The organism is Scytonema sp. UIC 10036, assembly GCF_009725235.1.
Genome location: NZ_WJFC01000006.1, coordinates 140017 through 152511 on the forward strand (window position 1 = coordinate 140017; position 12495 = coordinate 152511).

15 protein-coding genes are annotated in these 12495 nt (G+C 40.9%); 10 read left to right on the forward strand and 5 right to left on the reverse strand.

What is annotated here, in order from left to right; translation table 11 throughout:
• The first annotated feature begins 412 nt into the window (after positions 1–412).
• The 4 genes from F7734_RS04980 (at position 413) to F7734_RS04995 (ending at position 5237) form a co-directional block, all read left to right on the forward strand.
• Positions 413–613, forward strand: a complete 201-nt coding sequence (locus F7734_RS04980; RefSeq protein ID WP_155743658.1) for a hypothetical protein — start codon at positions 413–415, stop codon at positions 611–613.
• Between the two features lie 33 nt (positions 614–646).
• A complete protein-coding gene (locus F7734_RS04985) occupies positions 647–1225 on the forward strand; it encodes a hypothetical protein (RefSeq protein WP_155743659.1) in 579 nt (192 codons plus the stop codon).
• Between the two features lie 345 nt (positions 1226–1570).
• Positions 1571–4405 (forward strand): GAF domain-containing protein, encoded by a 2835-nt coding sequence (locus F7734_RS04990; RefSeq protein ID WP_155743660.1) that lies wholly within the window; start codon positions 1571–1573, stop codon positions 4403–4405.
• A 43-nt stretch (positions 4406–4448) separates the two neighbouring features.
• Complete coding sequence (locus F7734_RS04995; RefSeq protein WP_155743661.1) at positions 4449–5237, forward strand: effector-associated domain EAD1-containing protein; 789 nt, start codon at positions 4449–4451, stop codon at positions 5235–5237.
• 272 nt (positions 5238–5509) lie between these two features.
• Here the strand turns inward: F7734_RS04995 and F7734_RS65090 are convergent, their stop codons facing one another.
• Positions 5510–5641: a hypothetical protein gene (locus F7734_RS65090; RefSeq protein ID WP_279239665.1), complete on the reverse strand. Its 132-nt coding sequence runs from the start codon at positions 5639–5641 to the stop codon at positions 5510–5512.
• A 170-nt stretch (positions 5642–5811) separates the two neighbouring features.
• Here F7734_RS65090 and F7734_RS05000 point away from each other — a divergent pair, with 170 nt between their 5' ends.
• The 3 genes from F7734_RS05000 (at position 5812) to F7734_RS05010 (ending at position 7124) form a co-directional block, all read left to right on the forward strand.
• Positions 5812–6114: a helix-turn-helix transcriptional regulator gene (locus F7734_RS05000; protein ID WP_155743662.1), complete on the forward strand. Its 303-nt coding sequence runs from the start codon at positions 5812–5814 to the stop codon at positions 6112–6114.
• A gap of 52 nt (positions 6115–6166) precedes the next feature.
• Positions 6167–6523 (forward strand): hypothetical protein, encoded by a 357-nt coding sequence (locus F7734_RS05005; protein ID WP_155743663.1) that lies wholly within the window; start codon positions 6167–6169, stop codon positions 6521–6523.
• A 205-nt stretch (positions 6524–6728) separates the two neighbouring features.
• Positions 6729–7124, forward strand: coding sequence for a 4a-hydroxytetrahydrobiopterin dehydratase (locus F7734_RS05010; RefSeq protein ID WP_155743669.1), 396 nt, complete (start codon positions 6729–6731; stop codon positions 7122–7124).
• 58 nt (positions 7125–7182) lie between these two features.
• Here the strand turns inward: F7734_RS05010 and F7734_RS05015 are convergent, their stop codons facing one another.
• A complete protein-coding gene (locus F7734_RS05015) occupies positions 7183–7716 on the reverse strand; it encodes a DUF2808 domain-containing protein (RefSeq protein WP_155743664.1) in 534 nt (177 codons plus the stop codon).
• Positions 7717–8024: 308 nt separating this feature from the next.
• On the opposite strand from F7734_RS05015, the gene F7734_RS05020 reads away from it, so the two are divergent.
• Both F7734_RS05020 and F7734_RS05025 read left to right on the forward strand, forming a co-directional pair.
• Positions 8025–9053: a zinc-binding dehydrogenase gene (locus tag F7734_RS05020; RefSeq protein ID WP_166481739.1), complete on the forward strand. Its 1029-nt coding sequence runs from the start codon at positions 8025–8027 to the stop codon at positions 9051–9053.
• 114 nt (positions 9054–9167) lie between these two features.
• The gene (locus tag F7734_RS05025) at positions 9168–9779 is read left to right on the forward strand and encodes a hypothetical protein (RefSeq protein WP_155743670.1); all 612 of its coding nucleotides are present in this window, start codon (positions 9168–9170) and stop codon (positions 9777–9779) included.
• Between the two features lie 70 nt (positions 9780–9849).
• Here F7734_RS05025 and F7734_RS05030 read toward each other — a convergent pair whose 3' ends face one another.
• Entirely contained in the window at positions 9850–10197 is a 348-nt protein-coding gene (locus tag F7734_RS05030; RefSeq protein ID WP_038077332.1) for a hypothetical protein, read from the reverse strand.
• Between the two features lie 308 nt (positions 10198–10505).
• On the opposite strand from F7734_RS05030, the gene F7734_RS63100 reads away from it, so the two are divergent.
• Complete coding sequence (locus F7734_RS63100; RefSeq protein WP_243146691.1) at positions 10506–10763, forward strand: hypothetical protein; 258 nt, start codon at positions 10506–10508, stop codon at positions 10761–10763.
• A gap of 114 nt (positions 10764–10877) precedes the next feature.
• Here the strand turns inward: F7734_RS63100 and F7734_RS05045 are convergent, their stop codons facing one another.
• Both F7734_RS05045 and F7734_RS05050 read right to left on the reverse strand, forming a co-directional pair.
• Entirely contained in the window at positions 10878–11741 is an 864-nt protein-coding gene (locus F7734_RS05045) for a fructosamine kinase family protein (RefSeq protein WP_155743671.1), read from the reverse strand.
• A 151-nt stretch (positions 11742–11892) separates the two neighbouring features.
• On the reverse strand, positions 11893–12495 hold a 603-nt coding region (locus F7734_RS05050; protein ID WP_166481738.1), incomplete at its 5' end, for an insulinase family protein.

Consider the following 12495-nt stretch of genomic DNA (forward strand, 5'->3'; position numbering starts at 1 on the left):
TGTTTTTCTCAATATATTGTAATTTTTTATCTCTAAATAAATATTATTTTCTAGAAAATAAGTTATTTTTAAAGGTAATGTATGTAAAGTTTTTAGAAAATTCGACTTTATTCAAACAAGAACTTGAGGTTTTCAACAAATTCATGCCATAGATACTGCTTTTGCACCGTTTCTTCAGTCGATTTTTACAGTGATGTTATTGATAATATTCCCACTTTCATTCCCTACAGCAGAGCGAGGCAAATTGATAGCACGAGCGCGTCTACTCCCATTCAATCTATAAGATAGATGCACCTTCGATAACAGTCATTGAAGGATTTTAACCTTGTGATTTAAACAAATTTCAAGTTACTAGAGTAAAGAGTAGCAGTATCTTGCAGTTGCTACAAAACTTCAGATGGGGCAGACTACTATGTTCGCACGCATTCGCAAAACCGTTGTTACCGCTATCGTTGCAGTTATTGCCACCGCGTCTACAGGTTTCGGTATGATTTTCCTTGCCGCATTCATCACTGTATTAAGCGGGAATGCATCGACCAAAACGGCACAAGAAACACCAGTTATGGAAACACAAGCACAGAACTCGCCTCCACTGCCAGCAGTCAGTCAATAATCTGTAACCATTAAGAAAGAAATTGCAAGCATTATGAGAACGGGCGTAGATTTCAAACATGACTTTCAAGGCTCGTTGAGCGAAAACGGAAATATTATTGAAGTTCAATACTTGGATAGCAATTCTCGCTCTCCGATAACCAGAATTGCTAAATTTGATTTAGATAGTAAAAAGCAATTTACTACAGAGATTCAAGACGGTCAAAATTATAATAGTGAAGGTAAGATTGATTACGCAGTTGTCAGAAATGGTGAGAATGCAATCCTACACATTCACTCGCTTGAAAACAATGGCGAATTAGTGAAGAAGAGCGCTTACGTCATTACCTACAAATCCTCTCGAATCGCAGTTGAATCTTCTGAAATTCCTCTCGTACTGGAATCAAAAACAGTTAGACATTTGAACACATCTGAATTTTTCATCACAACAGTGCAAGCAGATAACTTAAACTGTCGTCTCACCCCTGTCAACGGTAAAAGCGTAAAACGCCTATCAAAAGAGCAATCGGTGCAAGTTGTTGCTACTGATGAGAATGTAGATAATGATACTTGGTACAAGATTGCTACTGGTGACTGTTGGGTAAATGGTAGATACCTGAGCGATCGCAGTTGACAAGGTGCTTAAGTGCGATCGCTCGACTGGGCATTTTTTTCACGTTCAAAAGCCTTGCTGCATAAGGGTTACAAAATGTGCATCTTAGGAAGATAGGGACTGTCGTAGCGCCATAAGCCTTATTAAGTCTTTGCACGGGGAACTGCTGCGATCGCTAAACATGATTGATATTATAATTTTTTGAGCTACCGGAAAATGTGATAGAAAATGTGTATTCAAGTGTAAATGCAGCCATTTTCCTAATATAACTATGCCGTCAGACTACTTAGGGCACAATATTAGAGGGCGGTAGTTTATTTGACTTTTGTAAAAAGTCCATTCATTAAGTAAGTAGAGAGAGATACTATGAAAGATGAACAGGCAAAATCAAAAGAAAAAGCTTTAGAACAACAAATTTTGAATGCTTTAGAACAAGTAGAAAAAGCTACCTCAAAGCTCTTTAAATTAGAAAATATTTTAGAACAAATCTGTCGAGATATCCAAGCATTAAATTTTGATTTTGTTAGTATATCTTTAATTTCTCTCGAGCATAATACTATTGAGGGTATATACGGTACTGGAATTGCCAAACAATGGACTGGGATGGCAAAGCATTACTTGGAGAAAGACCCAGAATTACGAGATATTCAAGCAGATATAGTCCTAACTCGTCAAACTGAGGTGATTTCAGGATGGGACAGACGGTTTGACCGCTGGATTTACAGAGAGTACGGTCACGAACAGCTACTTCGTGTCTTTACACCTATTGTATTGGTTGAAGATAACAACGGTAAAATAATAGAAGATTGGTTTGAATATTGCCAATGGGAGAAGATTGTTCCTAAATTTCAAGAAAGTAAGGAAGGACAGAATGAAGTGTTCCAAATACGTTTACCAAAAGATTTGCAATCTCAAGGAGAGATAGTAGTAATTGGAACAGTGGAAACGGGTTATAGCTGCTGTAAAAAACGAATTGAGCGCGAGCAATTATTTGAACTTCTGCAATATATTGCTAAAAAATCTCTAGAAATTTGGCAAGCACAGTTGCCTCGTGTTTTAGAAACTATCGCAGAGAGAGTTAAACAATTTCTGAATGCTGATGCTGCAACACTTCACTTTTTATACGAGCCAGATCAACAACAGGGGCGCTACATTTATGAAGTTTTTTCTGGCGGAGTTGGAAAGCAATTTCTCAAGGCTTGTCCTCCTCGTAATAATGGATTGGGAAGACAAGCAATTCAAGATAAAAAATACAAAGTTATTCCAGAGCCATCTGGCGAGCCTGACAACCTAGAAATGGAAAGATTCAATCCGAAAGCCTGTAACGCAGGCATTAAAGCAATGGCGGCTTTTCCATTGTTGGTTGATGGTAAAGAAGGAGTTTTGTATGTCCTTTTCCGGCGCGAGCATAAATTTATTAAACGCAAATTACGTTTTGTGGAATTATTCGTGCGGCGGTGGGCTGTTGATGCTATTTCCTACACCACCAGAATTCAACAAATGCGTGATGGCGCACGTTGGCGGTCTCTTCATTCAATTACCCAATCCCTCAGCCGCATACCAGAAATTAAAATACCAGATGTCAGTATACCAGACGTTAGTAATCTCCTGCGTCGTATTGCTTGGAATAGTTTGAATATCTTGGGAGCAGATGTCGTTAATATCTACGAATATATCCAGACTGAAAGGAAATTTATGACTCCTCCTAAGACAGCAGGGCGACTCAAAGAGGAGCAGAAGATGCGTGAAAAGGTTATTGGCGAACAGAATGTACCGTTCTTACTGATTAAGCATGGAGAAAACATTTATGCTCCATACCAGGAAGAAGAACCAATACTTCAGAATTCATCCTTCACCAATCAAGAAGGAATCAAGTCCGTAGCAGGTATTTTACTAAAGGTAGACAATCAAGATATCGTCGGGGTAATGCTAATCAATTACCGCAGGCTTCACAGTTTCTCTGAAGAGGAGAAAATCATTATTGAAACTCTTGCCTCTTCAGCAGCAATCGCAATCCAAAATCATAGATGGCTGACAGCTAGGGACAAAATAAACCGCCTAATAATAACTACTATAGACCAGGAAAAACTGCTGAAATTAATTGTCCGAGAATCTTTAAAAATTACTGGGGCAGATTTGGGAGGTATCTATCTGTTCGATTCGAGTAAGCAGGAGCTAGTGACGCAAGTGGAATGTGCTGCAAATAACACAGCGATCGATCCATCCGAAACACGTATCAGCATAAATCAAGGAATCACAGGTTGGGTAACAGAACACGGTCAGTCGGTTTTAGTGGATAATGTTCAAAATGACACACGATATCACCCCTATTTTCCCAACACGCGTTCTGAGTTGTGTGTGCCACTTCTAGACAAGGAACACCGCGTATTCGGGGTACTAAACGTCGAGAGTCAACGTATTTCAGCGTTTAACCAGAGACACCAAGGGATGTTGGAAGCCCTAGCAACCCAAGCTGTCATTGGCATCACTCAATATTTGGAGAACAAAAAACAGCTTGTCAAAATGAAAACTATGGCTGCCGTAGGCAACTTAGCTGGTCCATTAGTGCATCGTATGAATAATGGTGTTGGTGCGATTCGTAGCTGGGCACAAGACATTATTGATGAGGGTAATGAATATAGCCAGAATAAAGCCAATCAAATTTTGTCAACAGCAGATCAGATTATCCAAGCTACAGAGCGCATGAAAAGCTGGATTCAGGAGAAGCCTCAATCTGTAAATTTGCGTTATGTAGTAGATAGTGCCTTGGGACAAATGTACATACCACCGGGAATTACTCCAATTGTTAACATACCTACAAACCTGCCTCCCGTATTGGGAACCGAACAGCAATTGATTGATATTTTTGACAATCTTATCCAAAATGGCATAGACGCTCTGAATCAGATAGGTACATTGTCGATCGCTGGCACGCTAGTGCAACTAGACGTAGGGATTTGGGTTGAGATACGTGTCTGTGATACTGGTGTAGGTATCGAAGCCGAAAATTTGGAAAAAATTTTTGAGTTTGGATATACCACAAAAGAAGCAAAAAGAGGCATGGGTTTTGGGTTGTGGTGGACAAAATTTTACGTCGAATACTTTCTTGAAGGGCGTCTAAATGTGAACAGTGTATTAGGCCAAGGATCGCAATTCACTTTGTTGTTACCAGCTTATAATGAGCTAAAAGCTGAGCCATAAACTAGTATCAACTACTTGGAAGCGGTAACAAAAGGAGGAGAAGATGACACACTTAAGAATTCTTTTAGTTGAGGACGATCCTAATTGGCAAAAGATCCTTGACAGTAAAATTCATAGTGCCTTGGAAGGTATTGGTCACTCAGAAGATACAATCAAACTTGTTAAGACCTTTGCAGAAGCTTATGACATTCTTCAAAAAAGCCATTGGCATTTGCTGGTCACTGATATCGGCTTAAAAGATTCGTCTATTTCTCGTCGTCAAAAACTAGGAGTACAGCTTGTTGAGCTTGCCAGTCAGCAAAGAATTCCAGTTATTGTGGTGAGTGGTACACCAGTCGTAAACACTCAAGATATTCGTGACTTTTTCAAGGAACATGATGTATCTGACTATTTTAAAAAAGGGACTTTTGATAATAAAAATTTTATCAAGGCGGTTCAGGCAGTTTTGCAAAAGCAACTTCAAACCTTATCAACTACGAAGGAAATTTTTCATACTTTCCATGGCGATCTCAATCAACAATATACAATCAAGTTATTTGGTGAGCAGCGTAAAAAACTACAAGAAGCTTTAATTCATGCTTTTCCTAGCTTAGCACTACTTGAGCAGATGTTATCATTTGAATTGAATAAAAATTTAGATACAATTGCTGCCAAAAATGATTTAAAGGATGTTGTCTTTAACTTAATTAAAACAGCAGAAGCTCAAGGATGGGTTGAAGAGCTAGTTCGTGCTGCACGTGAAAGCAATCCCGGAAACTTAAGCTTGCAAGCTATTGCCCAAGAATTATTGCCAAATCATCAGGTGACACCTTCAGTAAAGGACAAATTTTGACACGAGCGATTGCACCAATATACCTACAGGCGCTACGGCTTAAGCCGTTAACTTACATTTTGCACCAAGAAAATTGATGTAATATATAACTCAGTATTAAATGAAAAACCCTTGATATAGCGATAAAATTCCACAAAAATTAAGTATTTTTATCGCGTATATTTTTACATTTTTTGGGTTTGTACGGAAAGCTGCAAGATCTCAGTTAAGCTTCGCTTATCGCTTCGGCGCAAGCCGAACTCGGCTTATCGCACTCTATCCACCATCCCACCTCACGCAAAACTTTGTCCATCACCTCTCAACTGTGCCAAAAAAGCGGTGTTGGCTTGGGCTTCAACGTATTGGTTGAGTTCTCGTTGAGCAATGATTTGTTCGTTTGACGCAAGGGTTTGATTTTGTGGCATGATAAGAAATGTTTATATGTTTTGTGGAAGGCGATCGCTCATTCCGTTAAGAAGTACGCGATCGCCTTTGTCTTTTCTTCTATTTTACTGATTAATCGCTAAAACGGTTGAACCGTTAATCAAGAAAAATGCTAAATTAGTAATTGACAATAGGAACGAAGGATTTTTGCATGACAGTAGTACTAATGAACCCTCCCGTTCCGCCCAAATTTATAAAAAGAGACGAAAGAAGAGCCGTGCAGCAGTCTAAAGTAAAAATTCGTTGCCGCTTGCAAGATTTAATCGATGCTCAAGGCATGACGAGATCTGCATTGGCTCAGGCAACAGGACTTACAAATGCAGCTATTAGAGGACTGTGCGAGAACATTGCAAAGCGCTATGATGCCGATACTTTAGCCGTGTTATGTGATTTTTTTGGGTGTGGAATGGGTGAGTTGTTTGAAGTCGTACCAAAAGAGGGGAAGGAGAGATAATTTATGGATTTGACTGCGCTTAATAAAGTAGATCCGAAACTTAAAAATACTGATGAAAGATATGCTACTAAACCAAGAGGGCTTTGTACGCGATCGCATCCCAACGCGGTTAAAAAATTTAGCAACGCACCTCAAGCAAATTGGCTCGCTTTCCTTGGACGCGACCCAGGGGACTGCCACAGCAGAACTCATTCGCGAGAGTCTCTACTTTATCGAGTGGACTGCTCCTGATATGGAGATCGACCCTGCTTATGAGTTGGTAGAGTTAGGACGAACTTTGGCACGGTGGTCGTTTCATTGGGATAAAATATGGTCTGACACTACAGCCAGAAACCAGGTGGCACATGAAGCTAACTCTTTATCGCAACAGGTTTTAGAGATGTCAGGTTTGTTAGGTGCGGCATCTTGAGAAAATTGCTGATGTTAGGCGCGAGGCAGCATATACAGTGTGCAATACGGATGGGTGCCCGTAGCGTGCCTTATCGCATACCTGACAAAACCTCAAATTTATAACAAAGTTAGTGCGATACAGCTGTACTGCCAAGAGGCACTTGGCTTATCGCCTATATACTTCATTGTATTGAGATAGGCGGGATATGCTTTATAGAACAGTTATGATTATCGCATTGGCAACATTATTGGTAGGTGTTTGCTCTGTCAGTCAAACATTTGCAAAAAATAATGCGCCTAACACCTATTCCTTCTCTTCAACATACGCTACGAGCGCCCCTGCCCTTTTATCCAATACCGAGTTAAAAGCAGCTTTAAGTAAATTGAATGGTTGGAGTATACAATCTGGAAAACTCCACCGCCAGTTTGAGTTTCAATCCTTTGTTGAAGCCTTTGGTTTTATGTCAAGCTTAGCATTGGTTGCTGAATCTATGGGCCATCACCCTGAATGGTACAACGTTTACAACCGCGTTACCATCGATCTGACAACAAGTGACGCGGGTGGAATTACTAATAAGGATTTGGAACTGGCTCGTAAGGCAAACGAGTTAGCTCAGTAATTTTACGTGCGATCGCTCGAAGTGAAAGGGAGCGATTACGTTTGCCAGTTCTCAATTACTAGCTATGTTTGGAAACTTTGATTTTTGCTGTTCCGACAAGTATTTCTTTGGACATACTTACTGTTTGTGCGCTCACCCGATATCGAAGAGTTGCACTATCATCTTTACGTAATTGAACGCCTTCAAAGGAAATCTCTGCTGTCGTTTCTGCACTTATGGGGCGAGCAAAAATGAGAGTTACCTGCTGTTTAGTTGCCTCTACCTTCACAGGGATATTCCGCCCATTTCGATCCAACACACTCAGGTGCTTGAAAGCTTCTATTTGCTCTGGCAAAGATACAATCAAACGCGTGAGAGCCTCTCCTCCAACCTGAATTTGGATGAAATAGCGATCGTTTGTAATTCCAGTTTCAGAGATCTTCGGAACACTGGGTTTGAGTAAAGAAGCCGCTACTCTGGGATAATCCGCGATCGGTTGGGGCAACTGTTCACCTGAAATAACAGGACTTGCTTGGGCAATTGTCTCAACTGTGTTAGTTGCGATTGTTATGAGTAGAGTCGGTAATATCAGACGAGCCAGCTTGTTCATCATATCATCCTCCTGAATTTAATGAGTTGACGCTGAGCGAGTCCATACTTGAGTGTTCTCCAGTTTGGGCAAACTACCATTTCCTCGCTTTATTGTACCAATCGTTCGGTATATAATAACTGTACCGAACGATTGGTTAAGTGTCAAGACCCAAATCAAAAACGAGGGCTTTATATTTTGCTGCATGAAATCCAACCAAAATGAAACCTATTATCAATGAAAGTGACAGCAAGAAAGCTTCTAGCTCGTGGTGTGGCTCAAGGTTACAATCAAGTGGAGTAAACTCCTAGTTAAATATGAGGTTACAATCCGTGTTAGCAGCTTTACTTTACGGTAAAGAGGATTTGCGTTTGGAAGAAGTCGCCGATCCTACTCCCGACAAAGGAGAAGTCATTCTTCAAATGGGAGTATCAACAACTTGTGGTACAGATTTGAAAGTGTGGCGGCGTGGGGGTCACGCCAGAATGCTTAAACCCCCTACTCTATTTGGTCACGAAGTTGCGGGACGGATTGTAGCTGTAGGAAAAGATGTTACAGATTGGCAAGTGGGCGATCGCGCAGTCGCAAATAATTCCGCTCCCTGTATGAAGTGTTTTTTTTGCGATCGCCAAGAGTACTCTTTATGTCCAAACTTAACCTGGAATAATGGAACATTTGCCCAATACTTAAAAATTCCCGCACCGATTGTGCAGCATAATATGTTGCCCATTCCTGATGACTTACCCGATGAATTAGCAGCCATGACAGAACCTTTGGCTTGTGTACTACATGGAGTCGCCCGTTCCAACGTCAAACCGGGTGCTCGTGTTGTCGTGTTAGGGGATGGGGCGATTGGGCTGATGTTCGTGGCAAAGTTGGTCGATACACAAGCGGAAGTCCTGCTTTTTGGCGGAAATGACCAACGACTGGCTGTTGGGAAGAAGCTGGGAGCAGCAGCTACCTTTAATTACCGCGAATTACCAGATATTCCTGCTGTTGTCAAAGATTTAACACAAGGAATGGGTGCAGATGTTGCGATCGAGGCAACAGGAGTACCAAGTGTTTGGGAAACAGCAATTGCCTGTGCTCGCCCCGGTGGAACTGTTAACCTTTTCGGTGGTTGTCCGCGAGATACCACTATTACTGTAAATACAGAACAACTGCACTATAGTGAACTCACACTAAAAGGAGTCTTCCACAACACCCCCGTATTTGTGCGAGAAGCCCTTTCACTTATTGCTAGCAGGAAAATTCCTTTTGAGTTATTGATTAGCGATCGCCAACCTTTGACGCAGTTAGAACAGGTATTCTGCGACATGAGAGAACGCAAGGTTATTAAAGTCGCAATAGTCCCAAATTAAAATGCTGTAATGACACTCTGCCCAAAAGTTGAGTGTTTTTTCAAATTGAGGTTAAAGCCTTGGACTGAAAAGGGGAAAACTATTATTACCTATCGTGTCAGTCACAAACAAAAAATGCTACAAAAATCTCTACCTAAGTTTTTCATATTACCTTTTTCTCTTATTGCCTGCTTTTCTGTTGGACTCATATTTAATACAACAGCTTTTGCATTACCAGGACAGTCCACAGAAGATGTTGCGGCTTGGATTAAAGCACATCCCACACTCCGCCCATCTCCCGTAGAGCGATTCTTTGTACAAAAGAGCGACACAGCTGCCCAAAGATTCACTTTTCAAGCATCAGTGCTAGCAGTCGGTAAAGTGGGATTTACAAAAGACCGCAGTAAAATTCGCAACGAGCGAATTACAATGTTCGATGCTGTTAACGGCATGACATTCGATCGCCTTCAAGAATCTTTACGATCTATTTATGGGTTAGAAATTTATCAAGACTTCAAAAATGCTCAAGTTGTGTACGAATATCCCAACCAAAGTACAGTGAATGCCTCTCGTTTTGCAAAAACTCCAATTAAAGAAGCTTTGCAGGGACAGTTACGTGTAGGTTCGCGCTATGCTTACTGGATAGAAGTCGCCCAACCCAGAGATGGGAAAGCATTTACAGGTCAAATGAGTGTTTTCCTGAAATCCGATTTAGATAAGTTACAGGCAGAGTTGAAAGTTCGTTAATTGCTAATTGCTAATTGCTAATTGCTAATTGTTCAAAAGCCATTAGCTATTAGCCATTAGCCATTAGCCATTAATGTAAACTTTGCCACTCGCCTGAAAGAATACTTTCAGTTGCGATCGCAATTCTCACCAAATCTTCCTTCAGCAGTGGCGGCCATTCAACCCCCGCTTTACGCCCTGCTGCAAATAATTGTTGAGTTTTAACAGCCAACTGGAACAAGGCATACACTATCTCCCTGTCCATCATAGTGGCGTCCTTCAAACCTTCAAACACCACCTTCATTGCCAGCAAAATCGAGGTAATTTGACCGGGTACAGGGGGCTTTCCCTGTTGGAGACGAGTTAACAGAGCATCTGGGCTGTCCTCATTTGTTACCGTTTGGTCAATTAGGAATTTGCGAGCAGTTTCGTAATTCATCTCTTAGGAACATCCATTATCCTGTGCTGACTTATTCAATTACAAATGAAATAAGCCATATTCTACCCGATCGTTACAGAATCGAATAGCATCAATCACACCATCACGCTCAATGTCAGTAATTAATGCATTAAATAATCGCTTTTTATTCAACCGTACATTTAATTTACTTATATTTTATTCACTCTAAGAAAATGCTACATTCGGCTTCAGATAAAACTTTATTCTAAATAATGTTCAGATAAAATATATAAGTATATTAAATCTATACACAATATTCAATTGTATGTTTTGCGTACTATATTTTGATGTGGGACGGCAAAAGGACCGATAAAGATAGATTGGCAAGATTTGGAATCGAAATCATTGACTATATCTGCATACAACACAATACAAAACTCGTGGTTCTCAACCGTATTGATTTGTCTCTAGAAAGAGAATTTGTCGAAGACATCTTGGCAATTATTCATGTCTTCAGTTCCAAACTCTATGGACTCAGGAAATACAAACAGAAAATCAAAGAAGATCCAGATTTACCCGGAAACCAATCTCAAAATAGTTTATAGAAAATGGTTGGCTGCTTGTCGCTGGTGCTATAACCAAGCTATTGCTTACCAAGCAGCAAAGCGTTTATAAACGGTAACGGAAGGCAGGAAACGTAACCTAATTTCGTAGAAAATCTATTTCAAAATTTGGGCTATCATCCGATTTGCTTGGGACGAGTAACTACCACCAAATAAATTGAAATGATTGAGGATGTGATACAGGTTGTATAAAATTTTGCGCTGCTCGTATCCTTCATCTAGAGGCCACACTTCGTTATATCCTTTATAGAAAGCAGCAGGAAAACCGCCAAAAAGTTCGGTCATGGCAATATCGACTTCGCGATCGCCATAATATGTTGCCGGATCGAAAATCACTGGTTCTCCCGACACAGTACACCCAGCATTTCCACCCCACAGATCGCCATGTACAAGTGAAGGTTGCGGTTTGTAATTTGCCAATAATTCAGGAATCGCCTCAAGCAACTCTTTTTCTTGAGGAAAATGTCCGTGTCGCCGCCGAGCCAATTGAAATTGATAACCCAAGCGATGCTTAGTATAAAAATTTACCCAATCTGTTGTCCAAGTATTAATTTGAGGCGTAGAACCAATAGTATTATTCATGTCCCAACCAAAACCTTGGTTGCTGGTGAATTTATGCATTGCAGCCAGTTTCCGTCCCATCTCTTCCCAAGATTTGGTATTCCCCGAACCTATTTCCAACCATTCTAACACCAAATAGCTGTAGTTTCCAGCAACACCAGAGCATATTGGTTTGGGAACGCGGATTGTTGCGGTTTGATACATTTGCTGTAAGCCCAGCGACTCCGCCTGAAACATATCAAGTTTTAACGCCTGGTTGAGCTTAACAAAGTAAGTACGCTTACCATCAGAGACTGCATAACCCTGGTTGATGCATCCGCCACTGACTGAGCGTTGCTGTGAAGACTTAAATTGTTCGCCTGTCGCCTGACTAATGTAAGCCTCTATTTCAGTCCACATCATGGATTTTGGATTTTGGATTTTGGATTTTGAATTGGGGATTGGGAATTGGGCAAGAGGGCATTGGGGATGAGTTATTAGTTCTTCTCCTTGTCCCCCTTGTCCCCCTTGTCCCCCTTGTCCTCTACTCCCTACTCCCTACCCCTACCCCCTAATTTATCGGTTTAAGCACGACAACACCATAAGCGTCTGGGGAAAGATAATCTTGGGAAGCTTGCATTAAGTCAGTTGCATCCAAGCTTTGAATGATAGCGGGGTAATTCAATGCAGGTTCTAAGTCACCTACCATGGATTGGTAGTAGCCGTATAAAGTAGCGCGATCGCTTGGCGTTTCATTGCCAAAAATAAACCTGTTAGCAACTTTTGTCCGAATTCTATCAATTTCCTCTTTTTTTACCATCTCCAATTGTAGATTGCGAATGTGTTGGATGATTCGGGCTTCTACATCTGGTAAATTTTCTACCGAACAATGAGCCAAAATATAAAAAGTTCCTTGTAACTGTTGGGTGATATTGCTAACAGATATCTGAGAAACCAGTCCTCGCTCTTCTCGTAAATCTTGTACTAACCTTGATGTCAAACCGTGTCCGAGAATCCCTGCTAAAACATCTAACGCATAAGTACACTCTAGCTGAGCCAACCCCGGTACTCGCCAAACGATCGCCAATCGTGCTTGTTGAAGACTTTCATCAATAAATTCTTTACGAACAATGCCTGTAAATGGAGGTTCGGGGTTAAATAGGGGGTAGGGGGT

Bases quoted from the DNA above. Each gene is read 5' to 3' on its own strand.
- F7734_RS63100 (WP_243146691.1), top strand. From the start codon at position 10,506: ATGTGGGACGGCAAAAGGACCGATAAAGATAGATTGGCAAGATTTGGA.
- F7734_RS05010 (WP_155743669.1), top strand. From the start codon at position 6,729: ATGATTATCGCATTGGCAACATTATTGGTAGGTGTTTGCTCTGTCAGT.
- F7734_RS65090 (WP_279239665.1), bottom strand. From the start codon at position 5,641: ATGCCACAAAATCAAACCCTTGCGTCAAACGAACAAATCATTGCTCAA.
- F7734_RS04995 (WP_155743661.1), top strand. From the start codon at position 4,449: ATGACACACTTAAGAATTCTTTTAGTTGAGGACGATCCTAATTGGCAA.
- F7734_RS05005 (WP_155743663.1), top strand. From the start codon at position 6,167: ATGAAAGATATGCTACTAAACCAAGAGGGCTTTGTACGCGATCGCATC.
- F7734_RS05025 (WP_155743670.1), top strand. From the start codon at position 9,168: ATGCTACAAAAATCTCTACCTAAGTTTTTCATATTACCTTTTTCTCTT.
- F7734_RS05045 (WP_155743671.1), bottom strand. From the start codon at position 11,741: ATGTGGACTGAAATAGAGGCTTACATTAGTCAGGCGACAGGCGAACAA.
- F7734_RS05000 (WP_155743662.1), top strand. From the start codon at position 5,812: ATGACAGTAGTACTAATGAACCCTCCCGTTCCGCCCAAATTTATAAAA.
- F7734_RS04980 (WP_155743658.1), top strand. From the start codon at position 413: ATGTTCGCACGCATTCGCAAAACCGTTGTTACCGCTATCGTTGCAGTT.
- F7734_RS05015 (WP_155743664.1), bottom strand. From the start codon at position 7,716: ATGATGAACAAGCTGGCTCGTCTGATATTACCGACTCTACTCATAACA.
- F7734_RS05030 (WP_038077332.1), bottom strand. From the start codon at position 10,197: ATGAATTACGAAACTGCTCGCAAATTCCTAATTGACCAAACGGTAACA.
- F7734_RS04990 (WP_155743660.1), top strand. From the start codon at position 1,571: ATGAAAGATGAACAGGCAAAATCAAAAGAAAAAGCTTTAGAACAACAA.
- F7734_RS04985 (WP_155743659.1), top strand. From the start codon at position 647: ATGAGAACGGGCGTAGATTTCAAACATGACTTTCAAGGCTCGTTGAGC.